At 60.4% G+C, this 23889-nt stretch carries 19 protein-coding genes and 1 pseudogene; 13 read left to right on the forward strand and 7 right to left on the reverse strand.

Translation table 11 applies throughout. From position 1 onward, the window contains the following. Window positions 1–7: 7 nt before the first annotated feature. Both ACOERD_RS00745 and ACOERD_RS00750 read left to right on the forward strand, forming a co-directional pair. Window positions 8–595 (forward strand): uracil-DNA glycosylase family protein, encoded by a 588-nt coding sequence (locus ACOERD_RS00745; protein ID WP_419737701.1) that lies wholly within the window; start codon window positions 8–10, stop codon window positions 593–595. After that, on the forward strand, window positions 588–1376 hold the full coding sequence (locus ACOERD_RS00750; protein WP_419737702.1) for an SseB family protein: 789 nt from the start codon (window positions 588–590) through the stop codon (window positions 1374–1376). The genes ACOERD_RS00745 and ACOERD_RS00750 overlap by 8 nt, the downstream gene beginning before the upstream one ends. A gap of 58 nt (window positions 1377–1434) precedes the next feature. Here the strand turns inward: ACOERD_RS00750 and yghU are convergent, their stop codons facing one another. Beyond that, a complete protein-coding gene (yghU, locus tag ACOERD_RS00755; protein WP_419737703.1) occupies window positions 1435–2313 on the reverse strand; it encodes a glutathione-dependent disulfide-bond oxidoreductase in 879 nt (292 codons plus the stop codon). A gap of 229 nt (window positions 2314–2542) precedes the next feature. On the opposite strand from yghU, the gene ACOERD_RS00760 reads away from it, so the two are divergent. Continuing rightward, a complete protein-coding gene (locus tag ACOERD_RS00760; protein ID WP_419737717.1) occupies window positions 2543–3061 on the forward strand; it encodes a YHS domain-containing (seleno)protein in 519 nt (172 codons plus the stop codon). 70 nt (window positions 3062–3131) lie between these two features. Here ACOERD_RS00760 and ACOERD_RS00765 read toward each other — a convergent pair whose 3' ends face one another. Beyond that, on the reverse strand, window positions 3132–3794 hold the full coding sequence (locus ACOERD_RS00765; RefSeq protein ID WP_419737704.1) for a J domain-containing protein: 663 nt from the start codon (window positions 3792–3794) through the stop codon (window positions 3132–3134). 184 nt (window positions 3795–3978) lie between these two features. After that, window positions 3979–4845 carry a methylenetetrahydrofolate reductase [NAD(P)H] gene (gene metF / locus ACOERD_RS00770; RefSeq protein WP_170374773.1) on the reverse strand — a complete coding sequence of 289 codons (867 nt, stop codon included), beginning with the start codon at window positions 4843–4845 and terminating at the stop codon, window positions 3979–3981. Window positions 4846–4939: 94 nt separating this feature from the next. On the opposite strand from metF, the gene ACOERD_RS00775 reads away from it, so the two are divergent. Both ACOERD_RS00775 and ACOERD_RS00780 read left to right on the forward strand, forming a co-directional pair. Then, a complete protein-coding gene (locus tag ACOERD_RS00775; protein ID WP_170374775.1) occupies window positions 4940–5845 on the forward strand; it encodes a LysR family transcriptional regulator in 906 nt (301 codons plus the stop codon). Window positions 5846–5943: 98 nt separating this feature from the next. Further along, window positions 5944–6729, forward strand: coding sequence for an inositol monophosphatase family protein (locus ACOERD_RS00780; RefSeq protein WP_419737705.1), 786 nt, complete (start codon window positions 5944–5946; stop codon window positions 6727–6729). A 6-nt stretch (window positions 6730–6735) separates the two neighbouring features. Here the strand turns inward: ACOERD_RS00780 and ACOERD_RS00785 are convergent, their stop codons facing one another. Together ACOERD_RS00785 and putA are read right to left on the reverse strand one after the other, a co-directional pair. After that, window positions 6736–7479: a rhomboid family intramembrane serine protease gene (locus ACOERD_RS00785; protein ID WP_419737706.1), complete on the reverse strand. Its 744-nt coding sequence runs from the start codon at window positions 7477–7479 to the stop codon at window positions 6736–6738. Between the two features lie 42 nt (window positions 7480–7521). Then, window positions 7522–10920 (reverse strand): bifunctional proline dehydrogenase/L-glutamate gamma-semialdehyde dehydrogenase PutA, encoded by a 3399-nt coding sequence (gene putA, locus ACOERD_RS00790; RefSeq protein ID WP_419737707.1) that lies wholly within the window; start codon window positions 10918–10920, stop codon window positions 7522–7524. A gap of 103 nt (window positions 10921–11023) precedes the next feature. On the opposite strand from putA, the gene ACOERD_RS00795 reads away from it, so the two are divergent. The 5 genes and pseudogenes from ACOERD_RS00795 to istB all read left to right on the forward strand — a co-directional run bounded on the left by ACOERD_RS00795 (window position 11024) and on the right by istB (window position 15939). After that, window positions 11024–11512, forward strand: coding sequence for an Lrp/AsnC family transcriptional regulator (locus ACOERD_RS00795; RefSeq protein ID WP_419737708.1), 489 nt, complete (start codon window positions 11024–11026; stop codon window positions 11510–11512). A 30-nt stretch (window positions 11513–11542) separates the two neighbouring features. Next, entirely contained in the window at window positions 11543–12109 is a 567-nt protein-coding gene (locus ACOERD_RS00800; RefSeq protein WP_419737709.1) for a tetratricopeptide repeat protein, read from the forward strand. Window positions 12110–12363: 254 nt separating this feature from the next. Next, window positions 12364–12960, forward strand: a pseudogene (locus ACOERD_RS00805) (Arm DNA-binding domain-containing protein); the annotation flags it as partial. A gap of 752 nt (window positions 12961–13712) precedes the next feature. Next, complete coding sequence (gene istA, locus ACOERD_RS00810) at window positions 13713–15221, forward strand: IS21 family transposase (RefSeq protein ID WP_419737605.1); 1509 nt, start codon at window positions 13713–13715, stop codon at window positions 15219–15221. Beyond that, entirely contained in the window at window positions 15208–15939 is a 732-nt protein-coding gene (gene istB / locus ACOERD_RS00815) for an IS21-like element helper ATPase IstB (RefSeq protein WP_419737606.1), read from the forward strand. The genes istA and istB overlap by 14 nt, the downstream gene beginning before the upstream one ends. A 402-nt stretch (window positions 15940–16341) precedes the next feature. Here istB and ACOERD_RS00820 read toward each other — a convergent pair whose 3' ends face one another. After that, window positions 16342–16707 carry a HupE/UreJ family protein gene (locus ACOERD_RS00820; protein WP_419737710.1) on the reverse strand — a complete coding sequence of 122 codons (366 nt, stop codon included), beginning with the start codon at window positions 16705–16707 and terminating at the stop codon, window positions 16342–16344. Between the two features lie 372 nt (window positions 16708–17079). Between ACOERD_RS00820 and ACOERD_RS00825 the strand changes: the two genes are divergently transcribed. The 3 genes from ACOERD_RS00825 to ACOERD_RS00835 are packed head-to-tail and all read left to right on the forward strand — an operon-like array spanning window position 17080 to window position 18239. Then, window positions 17080–17436 (forward strand): hypothetical protein, encoded by a 357-nt coding sequence (locus ACOERD_RS00825; protein WP_419737711.1) that lies wholly within the window; start codon window positions 17080–17082, stop codon window positions 17434–17436. After that, window positions 17433–17729, forward strand: coding sequence for a hypothetical protein (locus tag ACOERD_RS00830; RefSeq protein WP_419737712.1), 297 nt, complete (start codon window positions 17433–17435; stop codon window positions 17727–17729). The genes ACOERD_RS00825 and ACOERD_RS00830 overlap by 4 nt, the downstream gene beginning before the upstream one ends. Before the next feature lie 39 nt (window positions 17730–17768). Next, window positions 17769–18239 (forward strand): hypothetical protein, encoded by a 471-nt coding sequence (locus ACOERD_RS00835; protein ID WP_419737713.1) that lies wholly within the window; start codon window positions 17769–17771, stop codon window positions 18237–18239. Between the two features lie 311 nt (window positions 18240–18550). On the opposite strand, the gene mobF is transcribed toward ACOERD_RS00835, so the two are convergent. Continuing rightward, window positions 18551–23083: a MobF family relaxase gene (gene mobF / locus ACOERD_RS00840; RefSeq protein WP_419737714.1), complete on the reverse strand. Its 4533-nt coding sequence runs from the start codon at window positions 23081–23083 to the stop codon at window positions 18551–18553. Window positions 23084–23889 lie beyond the last annotated feature (806 nt).

The following is a 23889-nucleotide window of genomic DNA, read 5'->3' on the forward strand; positions in this document are numbered from 1 at the left end:
AGCGGCTATGAGTGATCTGCAAAAGGAAATCTCGGCCTGTCGGCTGTGTGCGGATGCGTTCGCGCAAACCGCGACGCAGCACGCGCCGCGTCCTGTCGTCTGGTTCCGCGCTGGCACTCCGATCCTGGTTGCGGGGCAGGCTCCGGGCGCGCGGGTACATGAGTCGGGGCGGCCTTTTACAGACCCGTCGGGGGATCGCTTGCGGGATTGGTTGGGGATCGACGAGGGGGTGTTTTACAATCGGGATCGTCTGTCCATTGTGCCCATGGCCTTCTGCTTTCCTGGATATGACGACCGCAAAGCGGATCTTCCGCCGCCCGCCTTGTGCCGTAAAACCTGGCATGACCGGGTCGTTCAGGCGCTTGGTCCGGTCCCTCTGACAGTGTTGGTCGGGGGGCACGCACATAAGTACCATCTTGGAGTGCGCAGTTCAGTCACCGAAACCGTCCGCAATTGGCGGGACCACGCGCCGTACATCTTTGCCTTGCCTCATCCGTCCTGGCGCAATACGGCATGGATCAAGAAAAATCCGTGGTTCGAGACCGACCTGCTGCCGGCCTTGCGGGCACGGGTGCAAGAGGTTCTATATGACTGAAGCAACGGCGCTGGACACAGCGCATTCCGCGATGGAAGCCGCTCCGCAAGACGATGCCGCCCGGCTCCGCTTTTTTGAGCGGCTGGCCGATAGTGAGTTGTTCCTGATGCTGACCGAAGAAGCGCAGGGCGAGAATATCTTACCCGAGCTGTTCGACGTGGCCGATGGCCGCTTCGTACTGGCCTTTGATCGCGAGGATCGGTTGGCGCAGTTTGCCGGACGACCTGTGCCTTATGCGGCGCTTTCGGGGCGTATCCTGTCTTCGATGCTGGCAGGGCAGGGGATCGGTCTGGGCCTGAACCTCGAGGTCGCGCCATCCTCGATGCTGATCCCGTCTGAGGCGCTGGGCTGGCTAGCGTCAACGCTGGAACATGCGCCCGCCGAGGTCGAAGAGAAACTGGCCGAGTTTTTGCCTCCGACCGGCCTGCCGGAAACCCTGTTGCGTGCGTTGGATACAAAGCTGTCGACTGCTGTCGGTCTGGCGCAGGCGGCCTATCTGGTCGGCACCAAATCCGAAACCGGGGCTTCGGGTCACTTGCTGGGCTTTGTCGGGGCGTTGGACGGGGCGCAATCGGCGCTGGCCAAGGCCGCGTCCGAGGCGCTGACCTTTTCGGGGATCGAGGCCGGAGCGATGGATGTCGGGTTCTTTGCGCCCGAAGCGCCCGCTGCCGCGTCTTTGGCGAAGGTTGGATTGCGGTTCGACCTGCCGCAACCCGAGGCCCGTGACCTGAAGCGGCCTGTGCCCGGTAGCGATCCAGAAAACCCGCCGATCCTTAAATAAATAAGCGCGGTGCAGTCTTTTGCACCGCGCCAAATGTTTCGAAGGAACCTCGAAGAGATTAATCCGCCGCCGCTTCCAGCTTGTCCTGCGTGCGGGTATCAAAATCGCTGGCCTCATGACGTTCATGAAGCTGCGTGTGCGGCTCGCCAAACGCGCGGTTGACCATGCGGCCCCGCTTTACGGCCGGACGCGCGTCAATCGCCTTGGCCCAACGCATGACGTTTTCATAGGATTCCACATCTAGGAACTCGGCAGCATCATAGAGACGCCCAAGAACCAGCTGCCCATACCAGGGCCAGATTGCCATATCCGCGATCGAGTAATCCTCGCCTGCGATAAAGGTGTTTTCGGCCAGTTGACGGTCCAGCACGTCCAGTTGGCGCTTGGCCTCCATAGCGAAGCGGTTGATCGGGTACTCCCATTTCTCGGGCGCATAGGCGTAGAAATGGCCGAATCCGCCGCCCAGATACGGCGCGCTGCCCATCTGCCAGAACACCCAATTCATAACTTCCGTCCGCTCAGGGCCTGACGCGGGCAGGAACGCTCCGAACTTTTCAGCGAGATGGAACAGGATTGAGGCGCTTTCGAACACACGCACTGGTTCATCTCCCGACCGATCCCAGAGCGCCGGGATTTTCGAGTTCGGGTTCGCCTCGACAAAACCCGAGCTGAACTGATCCCCTTCGCCGATATTGACTAGCCATGCATTGTATTCGGCTTCTTCGTGACCCAACGCCAAAAGCTCTTCGAGCATGACTGTCACTTTGACGCCATTGGGCGTTGCCAGCGAATAAAGCTGCATGGGGTGGCGGCCAATGGGCAGGTCCTTGTCATGGGTTGCGCCGGCGATGGGGCGGTTGATATTGGCGAAGCGCCCGCCGCTTTCGCTGTCCCAGGTCCAGACTTTGGGGGGAGTGTAAGTGGATTGATCGCTCATCTGATGCCTTTCTTGCCAATCGCAGGGCTGCAAAGCCGATGCGCTAACAGCTAATGTTGCAAATCCCCGAGTCCAACCCCGCTTGACGCGTGAAACTGTAATAATTCTCTCACGAAATCTCGTTGATGGTCACACCGGCGCGAGCGGGCCTACGAAGCGCCTCAGAATCGCTTATTGTCTGTGGTGTCAGCCAAACGGCACCCCCGATACACGAAAAAGGAATGACCACATGAAACGTTTTGCCCTGTCTTTTGCTGCGGCCATGGCTCTGGCAATTCCGGCTTTTGCAGGCCCCCAATATGTCGACGGAACCGGATTTGCGGTCTCTGGCTATGATGTTGTCGCCTACCGCGGCCTTGATCAGGCACCGGTGGGGACCTCGCAGCCAGAAGGTGTACGCGGCAATGCCGACATCACGGCGGAATACAATGGCGCAACTTGGGCTTTTACATCGGAGGAGAACCGCGACAAGTTTCTTGAAAACCCGGCCTACTACGCGCCTCAATATGACGGGCATTGCGCCTATGGCGTCTCAAAAGGCGGCAAGGTTCCGGCAAACCCTAACCTGTGGCGCATCGTTGATGACAAGCTGTACCTGAACATCACTGACGTTGTTGTGGGATTCTTCGAAGAGGATATCCCCGGCAACATCAACCTGGCTGAAGGCAACTGGCCCGGTATCGAAAGCGCGGACGCATCGACAAGCGTGATCCCGAAATTCACTTCAGAAGGGCCTGTCAGCAACTGATCGCGCAGACACAGCCGTGAAGAAAATCCAGCCCGGCTCCCCCCACTGAGCCGGGCTTTTTTCTGGCTGACTATCCAGCCAGCCAGAATTCGTCGATCATGTCCTGATTGGCTTCGAAACGGATACGGACACTCTTTGCCCCCGGAAATTTGCGTTCGCAAATGGTGTCAGGAATCACCACCTCGCCCGGGCCGGCGTTGTTGGACTTGAAACTCAGAATCTCGGTTTCGACATGCCGTCTGTTGCTCAGCACCGAGGTCGGAAGGGCGATGCGGTTCGCCCCTTCGGTGACCGGCGTTGCCACGAAAAAGGTCAGGTGACGACCGTAGCATCCGACGGCATCGGGCACATGGTCTGACGCGGCCGGTTCGACATCTGCGTCCTGAGGCGATGGCGAATCCGCCATATGCGGCAGTGCTTGCGTCGGGTTCAGCATGGATTTGCAGGCGGCAATATCTTCGGACGGCAACTCGATCACACGTTTTTTGAGGCGTGGCCGTTTCGGCATCTGCGGACCCGATGCGCCTTTTGCGCCCAACCCTTGTTTGCGCAGAAAATCATAGGCAGTCTTAGCGCGCGAGAAGTCTTCGCAATCCCCTGGCATATGGTCGGGATGCGCCCGGAAGGCAATATTACGCCAAGCTTCGCGGATTTCGTCGGAACTGGCAGAGGGCGACAACCCAAGGTCCGCCAGCGCGCTGTTTCGCGCTGCGATCTTATCGACAGGTTTCATACTCAAAAACACTCACTAACGTACACAAGACCAGTTTGAGCACGGTCAGGATTTTGTCAAATTCTTCTCAAGATTGAACTAGTTGCGGGGGACAATGATCTGGCCGTGCAGACATTGTTCCAGCGGCAAAGCAAAATGCCCGCGCTTTCGGATGGCGCGGGCATTTGGGCTTTGTTGAGAGGGATCAGGCGACGTTCTGCAGTTCGGCTTTCGGGGTGATCCCAAGGGCGAAGCACACGTCGCGGGTCAGCTCGGGCCGGTTCAGGGTGTAGAAGTGCAGCTTGTCCACACCGCCCTCCAGCAGGTCCGAACAAAGCTCGGTGCAAAGGGCCGTGGCCAGCAGATCCTCGCGGTCATCGCGGATAGCTTTTTCAAAGGCGTGATCGACCCAATCGGGTATCCGTGTACCGCAGCGCTGGGCAAAGGCGCGCGCGCCTTTCCAATTTTCGATCGGCAGGATGCCCGGCACGATCGGCTTGTCGATCCCGGCTTTTTCGCAGGCGTCGCGGAACCGGAAGAAGGTCTCGGCCTCGAAGAAGAACTGCGTCAGTGCCTCATCGGCGCCCGCGTCCAGCTTGGCCTTTAGCCAGTCGATATCGGCCCGCGTATCCCTTGCTTCGGGGTGAATGTCGGGATAAGCGCCGACGCGAATGCTGAACATCTCTGTTTCTGCGAGGGCCTCAATCAATTCTACAGAGTTGGCAAAACCTTCGGGGTGAGGGACAAACCTGTCCTGACCCTTTGGCGGATCGCCCCGCAATGCGACGATGTTTTCGACACCGGCACGAGCGAAGGTGTCTGCAATATCCAGCGTTTCCTGACGCGAGGCATCGACGCAGGTCAAATGCGCCGCAACTGGCAGTCCCGATGACTTGTGCAAAGTCGCGACGGCATCGCGCGTCAACTCGCGCGTCGTACCTCCCGCGCCATAGGTGACAGAAACGAACCGGGGCTCCAAAGGGGCCAGCGTCTGCACCGTATCCCACAGCCGGAATGAGGCCTCCAGCGTTTTGGGTGGAAAAAACTCGAATGAGATTTCAGGTTTGGTCATCGCAGCCTCTCAGGATCAACTGAGGGTCTTGTCGCATGACACGCATTGTGAGACAAACTCATATTCCTCAAGAACAACATGAGTTCCACTTTACATGCATATCGAATTCCGGCACCTGCGCACCATCAAGGCGATCCATGACTGTGGTGGCCTTGCGCGTGCGGCCGATCAGCTGAACATCACCCAATCGGCGCTGAGTCACCAGATCAAAGGGTTGGAGGATCAAGCCGGAGTCGAACTGTTCCTTCGTCGGTCCAAACCAATGAAGCTGTCTGCGGCGGGGCTGCGTCTGTTGCGACTGGCCGAACAGATTCTGCCTCAGGTCGAGGCCGCGCAGCATGAGTTCTCATCCCTGCGCGATGGCCGTACGGGTCGGATGCATATCGCGATCGAATGCCACGCCTGTTTCGAATGGCTATTTCCAGTGTTGGAGTCCTTCCGCAAGTCCTGGGGCGATGTCGACGTGGATATTCGCCCCGGTTTGGCCTTTGACGCGCTGCCTGCCTTGCAAAAGGAAGAGGTTGATCTGGTGGTATCCTCCGACCCCGAAGACCTGCCGGGTGTCGAGTTCGTGGAATTGTTCGACTATAACCCGGTATTCGTCGCGGCATCTTCCCATCCGCTGGCCGAGAAAGACTTCATTGAGGCCGAGGATTTTCGCGGTCAGACCCTGATCACCTATCCGGTCGAGCGCACGCGGCTGGACGTGTTCAGCCAGTTGCTGATCCCGGCGCGGGTTGAACCGGCCAGCATCCGTCAGGTCGAACTGACCGCCGTGATCCTGCTGCTTGTCGCCTCAAACCGGGGGATTTCTGTCTTGCCGGATTGGGTCGTGCGTGAGGTCAAGTATAACTCGGACTACGTCACCCGCCCTTTGACGAAAGAGGGGATCACCCGTCGTCTCTATGCCGCTGTCCGCACTGAGGATCTGGAAAAACCCTTTGTCCAAGAGCTGGTCAAACTGGCGCGAGACGAGGCGCGGAAGTTGCAGGCGCAGTAACGGCGTTTCGCTTGGGTCTGCTATGCGCATCATTCCTCTTGGCAAGGGCGCATTGCATCAGTATACGCGCGGTTTGACCGGACAGGAGCCTTTTCAAAATGGTTGGCAGTGCAAATCTCAACATCATGATCAAAGCCGCGCGCAAGGCGGGGCGGTCTCTGATCAAGGATTTCCGTGAAGTCGAGAACCTGCAGGTGTCGATGAAAGGCGCGGGCGATTTTGTGTCCAAGGCCGATATCGCCGCCGAGGCCATCCTGAAAGAGGAACTGCTGGGCGCGCGTCCGACCTATGGCTGGCTGGCCGAAGAGGGCGGCGCGATTGACGGCGAGGATCCGACCCGCCGTTGGATCGTCGATCCGCTGGACGGCACCACCAACTTCCTGCACGGTTTGCCGCACTGGGCGATTTCGATCGCGCTGGAGCATAAGGGCAAGATCGTCGCCGGTGTGATCTACGACGCCGCCAAGGACGAGATGTTCTTTGCCGAAAAAGGCGAAGGCGCCTGGATGAACGATATGCGCATCCGTGTCTCGGGCCGTCACCGCATGATCGAGTCTGTTTTCTCGACCGGTTTGCCCTTCGGTGGTCGCTCGGATTTGCCTGGCACGCTGCAAGATTTGGCGCGCCTGATGCCCACATGTGCCGGCGTACGCCGCTGGGGCGCAGCCGCGCTCGACATGGCTTATGTGGCGGCGGGTCGCTACGAGGGCTTTTGGGAACGTCGCCTGAACGCATGGGACTTGGCCGCAGGGATCATCATCGTGAAAGAGGCCGGTGGCCTGGTTCAGCCCTTGAACGCCGAAGGCAGCATTCTGGAAGATGGCGAGGTCATTTGCGCCAACGAGCCGATCTTTGACAGCTTTGCCAAGGTAATCCGGGGTTAAACGCCTTTACCTGCGCGGCACGCGTGGGATGCGGGATTGCGACAGCTTGTATTTCGTCTCGGGGTGAGGCGGATGGCCGTGCGTGCGGTCCCAGTACGCTGGTCCTCCGCGTTTCAGCCAGAGCGGGATACACAGGATCAGCCCCACGACGAACCCACCGGTATGAGCCCAATAGGCAACGCCGCCTTCGTCGGGGTTGCTGGAAAGACTGCCGAAAAACTGCAGGGCCAGCCAAACCCCGAGCATCACGAAGGCCGGGATGCTAAAGACTCGGAAATAAACGATCAGTATCAGCAGAATATCCACTCGGGCTTTGGGAAAAAGCAGTAGATACCCGCCCATCACGCCAGCAATCGCCCCGGAGGCTCCGATTGTGGGCACTAACGAGTCGGGTGCGGTGATCACATGGATCAGTCCGGCTCCGATCCCGGCGACAAGGTAGAACAACAAAAAGGGCAGGTGACCCATTTCGTCTTCCAGATTATCCCCGAAAATCCACAGAAACAGCATGTTGCCCGCCAGATGCATCCAGCCGCCATGCAGGAACATCGAGGTCACGAAGGTCTCGAGTGCGACCCCTTCGGCGCTACGGGCGGGAATGATCGCGTAGTCGAAATAGAACTGCTGCAGCACCCGTGCGTTATCCATGATCCCTACATAGCTGACGAAGATCAGGATATTCGCCGCCATCAGGGCGTAGACAACATAGGGCGTGCGCCCCGAGGGGTTGTGATCTCGGATCGGAAACATGGCGCGACGCTGGGCTTTTCCGCGCCCAGCGTCAAGGTCAGGTTATGCCGCACCACCCAACAGCGCCGCATTGCCGCCCGCCGCCGTTGTGTCGACGCAGACATGGCGTTCCGCCAGCACCTGCATACGATCCGGCAGGCCGGGGATCATGGGCCGGATCGGCCCGTCGCGCCGCGCCAGATGATGTTCGATCTGACGGGCAGTTTCCTCGTCTCCCCACCACAGAACGCCCGCGAAGCCGGTCAGGTTTTCCAAACGATGCAGGTCCAGCATGCCCGTCGCCTCAATCGCCGTCCCACCCAAAGCCAAAACCGCATCTGCCTGAGCGCGCGCAGCGCTCTCGCCGGGGCCGAGACATAACAGCGGAGGCCGGGCAAATTCAGACAACCGGTTTGATTCCCCCGTAGGTCCGGGCAGGGTTTGGGTTCGAACCGGGGCCGGTTGCCCTTTCGGCGCGGGCAGTTCCGCAGTCGTCGCCCATGTCTCTGAGTTGCTCTGACGATCCGGCGCGCAGAACCGGGCCATGTAGTTCGGCCCACCCGCCTTGGGGCCTGTTCCCGAAAGCCCCTCACCTCCAAAGGGCTGAGATCCCACGATGGCGCCGATCTGGTTGCGGTTCACATAAACATTGCCCGCGTGGATCGCCTCGGTCACATGCTGGACCCGGTCGTCGATGCGGGTGTGCAGGCCGAAGGTCAGCCCGTAGCCAGTGGCGTTGATGTCGGCGATCACCGCGTCGATCTCTTGCGCTTTGAAGCGAGCGACATGCAGAACCGGGCCGAAAATTTCACGTTGCAAATCGGCGATGCTGCCGATTTCGATCAGGGTGGGGGCAATGAATGTCCCCTCGGGCGGCGTGTTGAGTTCTTTCAGAACGCGCCCTTCTGCACGGGCTCTCGCGACATGGTCCGCGATTCCCTGACGCGCGGCCTCGTCAATGACCGGCCCGCAATCGGTCGAGATCTGCCATGGATCGCCGACTTGCAGTGCGTCCATCGCTCCCTTGAGCATGGTCAGAACATCTTCGGCGATATCCGCTTGCAGATAGAGGCAGCGCAGGGCCGAGCAGCGCTGACCAGCTGATTGAAACGCGCTTTCGATGATGGACTGCACCGCCTGTTCCGGCAGCGCCGTACTGTCCACGATCATCGCGTTCAACCCACCTGTCTCAGCGATGAACGGCGTACCGGGTCGCATGTTCTGCGCCATGGCCGACCGGATTTTCAACGCCGTCGCCGTCGATCCGGTGAACGCCACGCCCGAGACGCGCGTGTCCGAGGTGAGCGCAGCCCCGACCTCCGGTCCGCCCGGCAGCAATTGCAGTACATCGCGGGGAACTCCGGCCTCGTGCAACAGCTGCACCGCGCGATGCGCGATCAGAGGCGTCTGCGGCGCGGGTTTGGCAAGGACAGCGTTGCCGGTTGCCAGAGCCGCCGATATCTGTCCGGTGAAAATCGCCAGAGGGAAGTTCCAAGGGCTGATACAGGTGAAAATCCCGGCCGGTTTGGCATCGGGGATGTTCGCCGCGTAGTAGCGCAGGAAATCCACGGCTTCGCGCAACTCGGCAACCGCGTCGGGCAGGGATTTCCCCGCCTCGCGCGCCAACAAGGCGAAGAGCTCACCTAAATGAGCCTCATACAGATCGGCGGCTGCGTTCAGAGCTTTGGCGCGGTGTTCTGCAGGGGCTTGCCACGGGCTGGCCGAAGCCAGAGCAAGCTCCACATCCGCAGTACTGGTCGATGTAACTGTGCCGGGCTTGTCCTGTGGTTTGGCCGGGTTAATCACCGGCTCCTCAGCCATGGGTTTCGCGTCCTTGGACAAGAGCGGCCCGGCATGCCACTCGGTCTCTCGAAACCGATCCCGTGCCGCATCAATCTGGTCGAGTGTCGGTGTGTGGTGCAGATCAAAGCCTTTGGAGTTCGGACGCTCGGGCAAAAACAGCTCTGGCCCTGTAGGCAGAGGCGAGGGCGGTGTCTCAACTGCGGTGAAGGGATCAGTGGCGACTTCTTCCGGAGGTACGGCCTCATCCACAATCTGGTTCACGAAGGATGAGTTCGCACCGTTCTCCAGCAGACGCCGGACCAGATAGGCCAACAAATCGCGATGCGCCCCGACCGGCGCGTAGATTCGGCAGCGGGTTTTGTGCTTGTCCAAAACCAGCCCGTGCGGCGTTTCGCCCATCCCGTGCAGGCGCTGGAACTCGAATGGCTGCCCCTCGGCCATGTGCAGGATGGCGCTGACAGTATGAGCGTTATGCGTGGCAAACTGCGGATAGATCCGGTCGGTCATGCCCAGCAGCTTGCGGGCGTTCGCGATGTACGAGACATCGGTCGCAGCCTTGTGGGTGAAGACGGGGAAGCCATCGACCCCTTCGACCTGCGCGCGCTTGATCTCTGTATCCCAATAGGCGCCTTTGACCAGCCGCACCATCAGCTTGCGATCATGACGCTGGGCCATGTCGTAAAGCGTATCCAGAACCAAACCGGCACGCGGGCCGTAAGCCTGAACCACGATGCCGAACCCATCCCAACCGGCCAAGGCAGGCTCAGCCATGACCTCTTCTATGACTTGCAGGGACAGGGACAGCCGGTCGGCCTCCTCGGCATCCACATTCAGGCCCATGCCAGCGGCCTTGGCCAGCAGGGCCAGCGCGCGCAGGCGGGGGACAAGCTCATCCATTACCCGCGCCTCTTGTGCCAGTTCATACCGCGGATGCATGGCGGACAGCTTGACCGAGATGCCGGGATTGGCGCGGATATCGTCATGGGTACACGCCTCGGCAATGGCGGCGATGGCGCGCGAATAGGACAGGTGATAGCGGGCGGCGTCGGCCTCGGTCCGCGCCGCTTCGCCCAGCATGTCGTAGGAGTACGTGTAGCCCTTGGTCTCCATCCCGCTGGCGCGATCCATGGCCGAATGAATGGTCTCGCCCAGAACGAACTGACGCCCCATCTCCTTCATCGCGCGTCCAACGGCGGTGCGGATGACCGGCTCACCCAGCCGCTTGATCGCCCCGCGGATGGCGCTGACGGGCGAGGCTTTGCCTTCATCCAACACCTTGCCGGTCAGCATCAAGGCCCAGGTCGAGGCGTTGACCAGCGAGGATGAGGACTGCCCCAAGTGTTTGCCCCAGTCCGAGGGCGCGATCTTGTCTTCGATCAGCGCATCAATCGTATCTGCATCGGGTACTCGCAGCAGCGCCTCGGCCAGACACATCAGCGCCACACCTTCGTCGGTGGACAGGCCGTATTCGGCCAGAAACACCTCCATCATGCCGGGCGAAGTGCTGGACCGGATATCGCGAACCAACTGAGCGGCCGCGTCGCAGATGGCGCGACGATCCGCCTCCGACAAGGCGGCTTGCTCGGTCAATGCCTGCAGAACGGTCGATTGATCGGCATAGGTGTGGGTGTCGATGGATGTGCGCAGGCTGTGAGACATGGTTCCTCCGGGCGTTTTTATCAGTATACGTGCATTTTTTCGGGACAACGGACCGAGTTATAACATACATAGGTCAAATGAACTGATTTCTTACGGTATGGCGATGCAAATGGACTTTCCTGACCTCGACCGCTTTGACCGTGCGATTCTGATGGCTCTGGCGGAAGATGGACGCGTCTCGGTCGCGGATCTGGCGCGGCGGATCGGGTTATCAAAATCTCCGACTCAGGCGCGGTTGAAGCGGCTTGAGGCCGACGGCGTGATTACAGGATACCGGGCGATGCTGGATCCGATCCGGTTGGGGCTGGATCACGTGGCCTTTGTAGAGGTGCGCATGACTGACACGCGGGAAAAAGCGCTGGCCGAGTTCAATGCCGCCGTCCGCAAGATCGCCGAGATCGAACAAGCCCATATGATCGCGTCGAATTTCGATTATCTGCTGAAGGTCCGCACCGGATCCATGTCAGAATACCGCGCGGTGCTGGCCGAGAAGATCTCATCCCTTCCGCATGTGGCCAATACCTCGACCTTTGTTGCGATGGAGGCGGTGAAGGAAACTGGTTTGTTGGGGGGAATCGACCGCGAAACTTGACCAAAGCGGATTGTGAGTCACACTTGGTCTATGATCCGCACGTTCAGAGCACCTGCCATTGCCCTTTGGCTTGCAACGCCCGCTTTGGCGCAATCCTGCCCGTCTGCACCGGATCATTCGGAAGGGGTGGGCGCGCTGATTGCGCAAATTCAGCAGGCCGAGTCGCAGTCGGAGGCGCGCGGGATTTCCAACAAGATGTGGGAGCTGTGGACCGACGCGCCCGACCTGCGCGCTCAGACGCTATTGGATCGTGGCATGGCGCGGCGAGAGGCGTCGGATCTTCTGGGCGCTTTGCAGGAGCTTGATGAACTGGTGCTCTACTGCCCGGACTACGCCGAAGGGTATAACCAACGTGCTTTCGTCAATTTCCTGCGGCAAGACTTTCCTTCGGCCTTGGTCGATCTGGATCGGGCGCTGGAGCTATCCCCAAATCACATCGCGGCCATGAGCGGCCGTGCTCTGACGTTGCTGGGCCTGCGACGGTTGGATGAGGCCCGTTCTGCCCTGACTGCGGCCCTTGAGCTGAACCCATGGCTGTCCGAGCGGGCCTTGCTGGAACCGGGCGGCGCGCTGGAGCCGCCGGGCGAGGATATCTGATAGCCCCGCCGCCCCAAAGAAATGCACGCCCGGCGTGACTTCGGTTCTTGACACGCCCAGATGCTTGGATTGCTCAACCCAAACATTGAGCAGGTAAAGATTAATGGTAAGGCCCCTGTCTTCCAAGCAATGATGATCAGTTTCACTGAGTATCGTGTAGTTTCTATATCTTTCATTTAGTTCAATAATATGTTGCAGCTCGTACCATTTGGTAGCAGCTACTATCATACTGTTTCCGACAAAAAGCCGATAAGATGCCAAAGCTCACAGAGACATTCGCACGCAAGGTTCCGCAGACAAAACAGGGCACCGCCAAGCACTGGGACAGCGAGATCAAGGGGCTTGTTCTCTTCGTGGGGAAGCAGTCGAAAACCTGGTACTTCCAGAAAGACGTTGGAGGCCAAACGCGGCGTGTTTTGATCGGGCGCTACCCGATGATTTCCGCAGATACTGCTCGACAAACTGCACTGGGATATGCGCTTGACTGGGGCAGGGGAGCGGGCAAGCGTTTACAGATCGGAGAGCCTACGCTTGAGACAGCCATGGAAACCTATTTGGCACGTCCCAAGCTTCGGTCTGAGGCTCAACGATCCGGGGTGCGTCAGCAGTTCGAGCTACATTTGAAAGATTGGCTGCGCCTGCCGCTGGATGAGATAACCAAGTCGATGGCGGTTGAGCGTCACAGATCCATGGCGGCAATACCATCCTCCGCAAATCACACACTGAAGTACTTTCGGACGGTCTGGAACCATGCGCGGCGCGTACATGATCTGCAGGAAGGCCCGACGATGGCTATCGATTGGAATGAGGAACAACCGAACGGTTCGATCATTGAGGCCTCGAGCGCATGGGCGAACTGTTGGCGAACTGGTAGATTTAGGACACTCATTTCGGCTTCTCGGCCTGCAACGCCGGTCAAAAAATGCTGTCCGTTCAAAGCTGACATTGAGCGTCTTGATGGTGCTGGTTCACCCGCCATGTGCTGGAAGTTTTTCCGCTAGAATAGCGCTGGTTGCGCGCTAGTTCGAAGATGGAACAACCGATTCATAACCAAGGTTCGAAATGACAGGTTGGACAACTGAAAACGTCCAAGACTATCCACGACCACCTACGCTGCGGGCAGTACCCCATCGGGTGCGGATCGAGCTCGGCGGTCAAACCATCGTGGAGATCGATCAGGCGTTTCAGGTTTTCGAAATCCATCACGCACCCACGTAATATATTCCGCCGCAAAACATTGATGCCGTTCTGACAAAGGCCTCGGGTAGCCGCAAAGACCTACAAGATTTCATCCAGCTCGGCATCGAAGCCTAGAAGCGCAAGATCGCTGGTTTGTGTTGGACCGACTTTGCAGGGGTTCGCTGACGCATAGTGACTGTGCATTCTCGCTAGTGGCGAGCAGTTGCCCGACCTCCCATCTTTGGCCTGAAAGGAGATAACCGATGCTCGATACATATACCATTCGCCAAGACGACATGCCTCAAGAATGTAGAAAAGCGTGCAATTTTGACCCCCTAAGCGGGGAAATCGGCGTCCAAATTTGACCCCTCCCTATGGTTGTAGACATCCTTTTCATTGAGCAGTCGATGGAGAGGCAAGCGGGATGATTTGCGTGGAAACTATTAGAAAAGTGCGTCGCTTACACCTGATCGAAAAAAAGAGCATCAAGGAAATTTGCCGTTCGCTCAATTTGAGCCGTGCAACGGTTCGAAAGATAATCCGATCGGGAGTGACGGAGTTCAAATATGAGCGCAAATCGCAGCCATACCCGGTGCTCGGGCCTTGGCGCGCGCGTCTGGATGAAACGCTTGAGGAGAACGAGGCGCTTCCGAAGAAACACCGCAAGCGGATGACCAAAATCTGGAAGGAACTCTCCGATGATGGTTTTGGCGGCGGGTATGACAGTGTTCGACGCTACACAAAGAATTGGCGCATTGCGCACGGCCGACAACAGGCGCAGGCGTTCATCCCGCTGATCTTTGATCCTGGGGAGGCGTACCAGTTCGACTGGAGTGTGGAGACGGTTTTGATGGACGGTGCACTCACGACCGTGAAGGTTGCCCATTTCAAACTTTGCCATAGCCGCATGCCATTCTCCATTGCCTATCCGCGCGAGACGCAGGAGATGGTCTTTGATGCCCACGACGAGGCCTTCAAATTCTTTGGTGGAGGCTGCATCAACGGGATCTACGATAACATGACGACCGCCGTCGATGCGATCCTGTCGGGCAAGGAAAGAAAGTTCAACAAGGCATTCTCCCGGATGTGTTCTCATCATCTGGTGAACCCGATCGCCTGTACGCGCGCGGCCGGTTGGGAGAAGGGTCAGGTTGAGAATCTGGTCAAGGAGAGCCGCGCCTATAGTTTTACACCGCGTCTGGAGGTGGCCGACTTCGATGAATTGAATGCCCGGCTGCAAAAAGACGCGATCAAACGCGCAAAAGAACTGCGGCATCCGGAAAACCTGGAGGTGACGGTCTGGGAGGAGTTCCAGCAGGAAAAGCCGCTGCTGACGCATCTGCAGAAGCCCTTCGTCGGGTTCCGTGAAAAGACGGTCGCCGTGAGCCGAACCTGCCTGATCAACTTCGAAAGAAACAAATACAGCGTTGAGGCAAGAGCTGTTGGACGTCAGGTCCAGTTGCAGGTCTACGCCACGCGGATTGTCCTGCGCCAAGACGGTGAGATTGTCGGAGAGCACGAACGGTGCTTCGGCCGAGGAAAAACGATCTTCAACCCTTGGCACTATGTGCCCGTCCTCAAGCGCAAGCCTGGCGCTCTGCGCAATGGAGCACCGTTCCGTGACTGGGACCTACCACCGGCAATGACGCAGATCTGGACCCATCTGCGGGGCACATCCGACGGAGACCGGCAACTTGCCGATATTCTTTTCGCTGCTTACCAGCACGACATTGATGTGGTCGAGGCTGCCTGCGAAGAAGCTCTAAAATCTGGCCTGCGCAAGGCCGATGCGATCCTGAACATTGTCTCTCGGCGCACCAATCCCCCGCCGCCAAAGGCGATTGAGCCGCCTGCCCACCTGCAGCTGAAAATGGCACCGATCGCGGATTGCGCTCGCTATGACAGGCTTGGAGGCTCCCATGCAACTGCGTAAGGAAATTCTCGAACTTGCCCGTCAACTGAAGTTGCCAGGCATCGTCAACTGCTTTGACGAAGTGATGCAGGCCGCAGCCAAAAACAACTGGCGGCCCCAACAGGTCGTGGCCGAACTCCTCACGGCCGAACTGGCCGAAAAGACTGCGCGCTCGATCCGGTATCAGATGGGTGCCGCAAAGTTCCCGGTCTGCAAGTCCTTACCTGAGTTCGACTTCACGGTCAGCCCCGTCAACGAGGAAGTCGTGCGCAATCTTCATGACGGCGATTTTATGGACCAGGCCAGGAATGGCGTGCTGGTCGGTGGAACCGGATCGGGCAAAACGCATCTCGCAACAGCGATCGGGGGCCACGCGGTCAATAACCGCCGGCGGGTCAGGTTCTTCAGCGCTGTGGATCTCGCGAACAAGCTGGAGGCTGAACATCGCGAAGGCAACGCCGGGCGGCTCAGCGAGCAGCTGATCCGCGTCGACCTCGTGATTATAGACGAACTCGGTTATCTGCCGTTCGCAGAGTCTGGTGGACGATTACTCTTCCATCTCATCAGCAAACTGTACGAGCGAACGTCTATTCTGCTAACAACCAACCTCGCATTTGCTGAATGGCCGAGTGTGTTCACAGATGCCAAAATGACCACTGCTCTCCTGGATCGACTGACACACCATTGCGATATCATCGAAACCGGGAACGAAAGCTGGCGAATTAACCACCGCGACTAACCTCGAAATCGGGGAATAAATTCAAAACAGACAGCAGGTCAAACCTTCAGTCGAGCTACGCTCTCTTTTCGGTTTGACCTGCTGTCCACCCCCTCCTGAATCAACCTAAACACGACCCCCTCAACGCCCCTCTTAGCTCCAAGGGGGGTCAAATTTGGACGCCGATGGGGGGTCATTATTCAATGCCGATTGACAATGTTGCGGTGCGGTTTCGACAAATGACCGCAATGCGGATAAATTTGCCGTTGGCTCAATGGTTGCTGAGGACCGATCTCAGCCCGAAGCGGACATTCAATTCAAGACTTTGCGGATTGAGTGGCATGCAAAGAATTGACCGTACATCTGCATAAGCTGCATGTCAGGTTGCCAGCGGTCGCGTGCTTCATGTCAACAACGCAAGTGTCAGAGAAAGAACTCTGCCCGTTCCACTACCCAAACCATCGCGACCAGACTTGCGCACGCGGCAACGACAGCGCGAGAGCTGACCCAGATGCGACCTGGTTGTTTGCGCAACAACAACACTAAGGGCCAGACCAATAAAACGATTATGACTTGACCAGCCTCTACTCCGACATTGAACGCCAGCAAGCTGTGCCAAACGTTTGGTGCATCAACATGTAGAATTAGGTGTAACATGAAGGAGAAGCCAAACCCGTGCAGCAACCCAATGCCCGACGTGATGGCAAAGGCCTTCAAGTCGCCATGTCCTTTCTCAGGTGGCCAAACCGCCATTGCAGCTGCGTAGATTATTGAAAGTGCTATAGCCAATTCGACTGCTGGGATGAACCACGCTCCATATGGTGTGAACCCACCATTTCACCACAATTTTGGCCTGCTCACCTTGCATAGTTTGTTTGATACCTCTCATTAGCGACGTTAATACAGTTTGTTACAGATCACCGCAAGACAGATTTATGTGCATTGCATATATGATTTTGGGGCGTGCTTTGGGGCCAGAAGTTGCATTTTCGGAACATTAACTATGCATGTTTGTGTCTGTCATGTTACTGTTTTGCGCTGTTCGGGGCTTACGATTGCATATAGGTACTATGTAAAGCATAGTGGTTTTTGTGTAATGTCGCTGCTCTTAAAGGTGCTATACACATAGTGTATCTTGCTTGCACATACCGGGATCGTGCGATGTCAGACAGGTCAGTCAGAAAGCAACGGGTGATCAACGCCACCGACAGCGAGTGGGACATTGTCCGGGCGCGGGCCAAAGCCGCGCGGCTCTCGGCAAGCGGCTATGTGGTCCGGCGCGCCTTGTCTGCCGAAGTCTCCGACGGCCCTTCGCTCACCACGCTGTCGGCGCGGCTTGAGCGGATCGAGACCGCCCTGCTGACACTGTGCGAAGTGGAACGGGTACGATTGGCGGAGCGCGGGGAAGAGGAGGGCTGGACAGCAGCCCTGCGACGGGTCGCGATGCAGCAGCGCACGGACCCGACCCGACCTGTCCCGACCCCTGCGGGCGGTTCAGGGGAAGGCGCTTCGGGATGAAGAGGGGACGACCGGTTTATTGCAAGACCCCCGGCGACTGGGATCGGATCAGGATGCGGGCGGCGTCGGTTGGCAAGAGTGTTTCGGAATTCGTGATGACCTGCGCCCTGCATGACAGCGCCCCGCCATCCGCAAGCGCGCTTGTCCTCACCCCCAAGGAGCAGCGCGATCTGGTGCGCAGGATCGATGCGCTGGAACTGTGTTTTCGCAATCTGCTGGACGGCAGGGATGATGGGGGGCCTTCCATGGTCGATGAGGTCACGCTTCTCTATGTCATGCAAGGCGAAGAATGAGCGTAACAGCGAAAGAGGCGCAGGAATGACGCAGGCAGAATGACACGGGCAGGAAACAAGCGGGCAGAGAAAAGGACTTTCTACATTTCCTGCACCGACAGCGATTGGGAAGAGGCGAAACGGCGGGCGTCCAGAGCCGGGATGAAAACCTCGCCCTATCTCGTGGAGCGCGCGCTCACTGCGGACCTGTCGATCTTCGGCGCGCGTCCGCAGCCCCTGGTGCTGAGTGCGCAAGACCAGCGGGCCATGTCCGCCCGGATCGAGGCCCTGATGGACATGCTCGACCTGTCTCCCGACTGGATGGAAAGACTTGGCAACCAGATTGCATTCCTGCGCGATGCGAAGGTAACGGAACTGATTGCCGAGGGCCGGTACGACGCGCTTTTCCTCGCCTTTGAGAAGCTCTTCGGGCCGGACCGGGCGCAAGCCCTTCTGGCAAGGGCTGTGAAGGAGTGGCACGGCGCGAAATCGGTCGAGGTAAAAGTGCATGGCCCGAAACAGCGGATGTGATGCGGGCTGGTGATCCGCGCGGGCCGGGGCGGTCGTTGCGGAATCTGATGACATCCGCCCACCCATTCTGAACACATCCGGCCACCCCTTTTTTGGTCTTTCTGGTATAGGGTCGCATAGCTTGCGCCGATTTGATTTCAGGCGACGCTGGCTCCCTGTGTTTGCCCTGCACGGACATGTCGGCGCGTAATGACCCACTGGCACCCGTGCGGCAGGGCACGGCCCATGGGCCGGAACCGGGCCTGCGGCAAGGATACCGGGGGATACCGGGGTCGCGCCGGGTTGCAACCGGGTGTGCGGGCCGCAAGGACCTACATCCCGAAGTCGAGCCCCATGGAGCGCGACGGGCCGCGCCCTCTGCGCAGGGACCGTTCACGCGCCCGCCGCGCGATGTCCCGCTCTACGGTCCTGGCATGTTCGGCCTCGACCTGCGTCCTGACAGGTGCATCGCGCTTGATGATCTCCGAGACCGAGGCCGCCGTTTGGCGCAAACGTTCCTCCAGCCCCGGAACCCTGTCGAGATGGGGGCCGTACCTCTCGCGGTCGTTCAACATGCGCCGGACGCTTTCGAGATTTTTCTGCGTGTCGCGTTGCCACCAATGGTAGGGATGCATCTCCGACACGAAGCGCTCCCCGCCCTCCTGCCGCTGCTGCAGCGCTTTGGTGAGGTCGCTGTCAAGGGCGTGCACCGCGAACTCCGCAGCACCCATGTCGTCACGCACCGCCCGTTCGTTGCGTGCCAGCGTGTTGCCGCCCGGCCCCGCGACCATCCGTTCGCCCAGCCCTTCGAAGACCCTGTCATAGCCCTCCACGAAATACCTGTGGCACCCCCGCGCATCCGCCGTGTCGTTGATCTGCTCCAATAGCCCGAGACGCCAGGCCTCGAGACCGCAACCGTCCAGCGCGGATGTGATGCGCTCCAGCATCTTCCCCAGCGTCTTGCGGTCCTGCGGTGCCAGCAGCGCATCTTCCATCAGGCGCGTTCCCTTCTCGATCACGTTCGGGGCAGCCCTTGCCCAGCGTCCGTAGCCGGTGAGAAGGCTTCGGTCGAGCGGCGTATCCGGGCGCCAGGTCGCGGCCCGCATGAGGACGGTCCGCCGCCTGGTGTCGAACGCGATCACCGCATCGAGGTCCTGCCGCACCCGGCGATACCGCGCCGCCAGTTCCGGCAGGGCCGCAAGGTCCGGGGGCAAGTCGTGCGCGAAGCCGGTGAGCCGTTCCATGAAGTGATCGAACCCTCCGAGCTGGAACGGATGACACCCCTGCCGCTTCGCCTCCGCTTCCCGCATCTTCCAGCTTCTGCGAAGGTCCTGCGCCCGCTCTTCCACGCTGCGCCTTTTGTTCAACGTGCTCAAAGCATGCTTCATCGGCGCAAGAAGCCCGGGTTCGAGCAGCGCCTTGCAGGACAAGCGGTCATCGGCGAGCAGGTCTTCCGCCTCGACCATGGCCGCGCAAACCGTCTCATCGGCGGGCTGCACCGAGCGTGCGCTGTCCGTCAGCACGCGCGCGACATGCACGAGCCTTTTCCATCGGTCCTGCACGCGCGCGCAATCCTCCACATGATCCAGCACGCGTTTCGGAAGCGCTCCGGGATGTTGCGCGGCAACCCGGCGCGTCCGGGCCAGCAATTCCTCCGTTTCCGGCAGAAACGCGATGTCTTGCCGCGTGGTCTTCGCCATGACCCGCTGCAATGTCCAGTCCCGTTCGATCCGGCCAATCCTGTCCTCCCGGCTCCGGACCTGCTGGCTGACCCGGGTTCCGCAGCGCTCCAGCCGGTCCCCAAGCCCGCGCAGCAGGGCGCGGCAGTCTCTGACGCCCGTGGTGAGCGCTTCGGGCAGGGGCCCCGCCCCGCGCAACCCGCCGGTTTGCTTCAGCAGCGCGTCCGCCCCCGGCTGCAGGGCGACGTGGCTGTCCTCGCGTGCCGCCCGCGCCCGCAGGGTCTGCCAGGCCTGCCCGATGGCGGCGCGCGCCCGGTCCCGGATATGGGCCGCGTGATCCGCCAAAATCCGCGCGATCTCTTTTGTTGCGATCTCCCCCGGCGCGCCTTCGATGGCTGCACGCCGACGCAGCCGATCCAGCAGCGCATCGGCACCGGCCATGAGGAACGGCGCAATCCCGACCCGGTCCGCCTCCACCTCAAGCGCGCGCCAGTCCTGCAGCGCCGGACGCAGGGGTTCCTTCTGCGACACCCAGCCGGAGCGCGGCATATCCAGCACCTGTCCGGTCGCCTCCAGCGCGGAATGCGACACGCCCGTGTCCTGTTCCAGCCGGTGCACAAGCTGTTCCGTGTCGTCGGTCAACAGGACGAACCCGTCACGGGCGCGGCTCATCTCCACGTAAAGCAGTGCCCGGTCCGTCATCATGCTGTCCGCGTCCAGCACCGCGATCACGTTGTCGGTCGTCCTGCCCTGCGCGCGATGCACCGTCGATGTCCAGGCGTGGTCAATATGCCGCAGCCGGTCATCCTTTGTCAGCGGCTCCAGCCGCCGCCCGTCGGCAAGCCGGATGCGCAGGCGCGCCCGTCCGATCTCCTCGATCCGCCCGCGGTCGCCATTCACCACCCCGAGGCTCCCGAGATTGCGCGTGAAGACGATCTCGTCCCCCGCGCGCAGCGAGATCGGGCGCGTCTCGAAGGCGGACAGGTTCTGCGCGGCGTTGCCCGAGGGCCGGAACCCGCCAGTAACCCCGCGCCGCTCCAGCGCGATCCGCTCCCCGTCGCTGCCCGTCACCCGCCAGGCTTCCCCCTCCCGGCACCCGTAAACGTCACGGTTGGCAACAACGATGTCGCCTGCGCGGTAGCTCATGGGATCGGCGGCAAGTACCCGTGTCAGGCGGCGGTCCACGAGCCGCTCGATCGCAAGCGTCCGGCCAGCGAGCAGCCCGTCTTCGGCAAGCCCCTTGCGGAGCGCGGCGGTGATCTCCTCGCGCTGCCCATGGGTCGGGGCGAGGATCATGGTTCTTCTGCGGGCCTCTGCAGGAAGCGCCAGCCAGAGCCGGGCCGCCGTCTCCGCCAGCCTGTCGGGGGGAATTTCCCGTACGTCGCTGCCCAGAGCCTGAACCGCAAGCTCCGCATCCCCCGCGATCATATGCGTGACAGCGGCCTTGAGGTCCGGCCTGCGTTGTCGCAGCACGTCGTCCATGCGCGCCGTTTCCATCCCCGCGTTCTGAAGCAGGCGGAACGGCTGCCCCGCCTCGACCGAGCGAAGCTGAAGCCTGTCGCCGACAAGGGCGAGGCGGGCCGCTCCGATCCGCTCCGCAACGTGCTGAAGCCCGCGCATCTGAACCGTGCCGATCATGGACGCCTCGTCCACCACGATCACGGCCCCCCGGAAGCGGTTGCGCGCCGCCTCAAGATCAGGGCCATCCCCGAGATGTTCGTACCGCGCCAGCATCCATTGCAGCGTGGTTGTGCCAATCCCGGCTTCGAGCGCAAGGATACGGGCCGCAGCCGAGGACGGGGCCAGCCCGATCACCGGGCGGTCCCCGGCCAGCCGGACGACCTCCCTCAGCATGCGGGTCTTGCCCGTGCCCGCAAACCCCTGAACCCCGACCAGACGGTCCTCGGACATCACAATCGTCCGCACCGCATCCCGCTGACCGGCTGTCAGCGACGTGGCCTCAAGCCGTGCCCTGAGGGTCTGGTCGTCGGCAAGTGATGCGGCGCGCCCCTGTCCCGCCCGCAGGGCGGCAATCACGTCCCGTTCCGCGCGCAGGGTCTGGCGCGTGGTCAGATCACCGGATTTTGTGTCCACAAGATGCCGGTCCCTGCGCAAGCGCTCGATGGCCTCCTCCAGGTCCCCGTGTGAGTGGCGTCCGGGGTCGCGCCCCAGCGCGGCGGCGAGCAGGTCGGTGCGCCGGAATACACAGTGCCGTTCCTCCAGGTGCGCCATGGCTTGCCAGACCGCTTCAAGCGGTGTCAGGACAGCCTCTTTGGCCACGCGCGCACGGGATGGCCGGTCCTCGACGAGGCCAAGCTGCGCTGCACGCGCGTGCCACAGGCGGACAAGTTCACCTTGTACCGGTTCCGCCTTCTTGCCGCGTGTCACCAGCGCTGCCGCCTGCGCGTTCGCGGTCGTGTAGATCCGGCCCGTGTCCGCCAGGTGCCGAAGGATATCCTGACGCCGGGTCGAGAAGGCCTCAAGCCACTCCCGCGACCAGCCGGATATCTCGAAGCTCGGTAACCCGCCCACGGTGGTCGGGGTCAGGTCGTAGCCAAGCGCACGCAAGCGCCGCGCCAGATCGTTGCGGTACCATGCGCCGAACACGCGCCGGTTGCGCTTCAGCAATGTCGGCTCGATGCTGCGCCATGCCCCATCCCTGTTGCGCGTCATGTTCGCGACCACCGCATGCGTGTGAAGTTGCGGGTCATTGTTGCGGCTTGCCATATGCCGGAATGTTGCCGCGATCATGCCGTCCGCAGCCTCCCGTGGCCGTCGCCCTGTTGCAGGGTCATAGCCCCGGGTCTGCAGGTGCTCGCGTTCGATCCAGTCCAGCGTGGCGCGCACCGCCGCATCATGGGCGTGCATCACCGCCCGCCTGCCGCGATACAGCGCCTCCAGCGAGACCGATTTCGGAGCCGAAAATGTCATGTCCCAGCCGGGACGATGCTGGCGTGTGCCATCAATGACCCGGCCCAGCGTGATCTGCGTGCCGGGAACCTGGCCGGACAGGATCGAGATGAACTTGCGCTTGCCAACGCGCGGCCCAAGCCCCAGGACCTGCGCACCCGCACCGTGCCAGCGGTTTGCCGAGCGGTGCGCACTGTCATTGCGGGCGAGATACTCGTGCAGGAAATAACCGAACGTCTGTTCGGCGCTCACAAGCGGGCGCGGACCCGAAAGCATCAGATCACCTCCGGCACGCGCAGAGCGGCAGCGGGCCATACGGCGGCAAACAGGCACCGCGCCCTCCGGCGCGGCCAGGTCGTTTGTGCTTCAGCTTCAAACCGGTCCGGGATGCTATGGCGCGCAATCCGGTGACATCCGCCCACCGATTCTGAACACATCCGCCCACCCCTTCTTTGGCTGCTGAGAGACAATCTGCACATTCTGGCGTTCATCGGTCGAAAAACAGGGCATGCCCCATGGTGAACATACATGGCCGGCACACCACAGGCCACATCTGTGCAATTTGCGGGTCCCCCTGAAATGAACCCGGTTCGCTCCGAAAAACCTGTGGCCGGGCACGGCGACGTCTTCATCCCGGCGTGGAATCCAATGCATATCTGACCTAAACGCTCCGGAAAATAGCCGCCGCTCACTCCCAAAGCCGCATCGACGATACCCCCGCCATGGAAGGTTCAAAAGTCAAACTGACAGTCCATGTGTGGACCCATGTGCAGGCCTCGACCCGCGCAGGCTACACTGCAGCTTCAGCGCCAGGCGCGACGGATGGCCTGACTCACCCCCGCGTATGCGGACAACAGTTAAAGCTTACCATTCCGACATATCCGCAGCAGATTCTGATACCGACAAGACGTTCGCAGTTTCGTCTTTGCTTACAGCACATCCTGGAACGTTTGAGGTTGTCTTACTGGTTCCAGTATCTGCCGTATCGTACCGAGTGTAGCCGCCGATGGTCGCTCTCTTCTCTCCCCTGCATCGGGTGTTCCCCGATGCTCCCCGGTGAGCGCACCATCGGCTACCTCGCC

It is taken from the genome of Ruegeria sp., from assembly GCF_965199275.1.
In the GTDB taxonomy this organism is placed as follows: domain Bacteria; phylum Pseudomonadota; class Alphaproteobacteria; order Rhodobacterales; family Rhodobacteraceae; genus Ruegeria.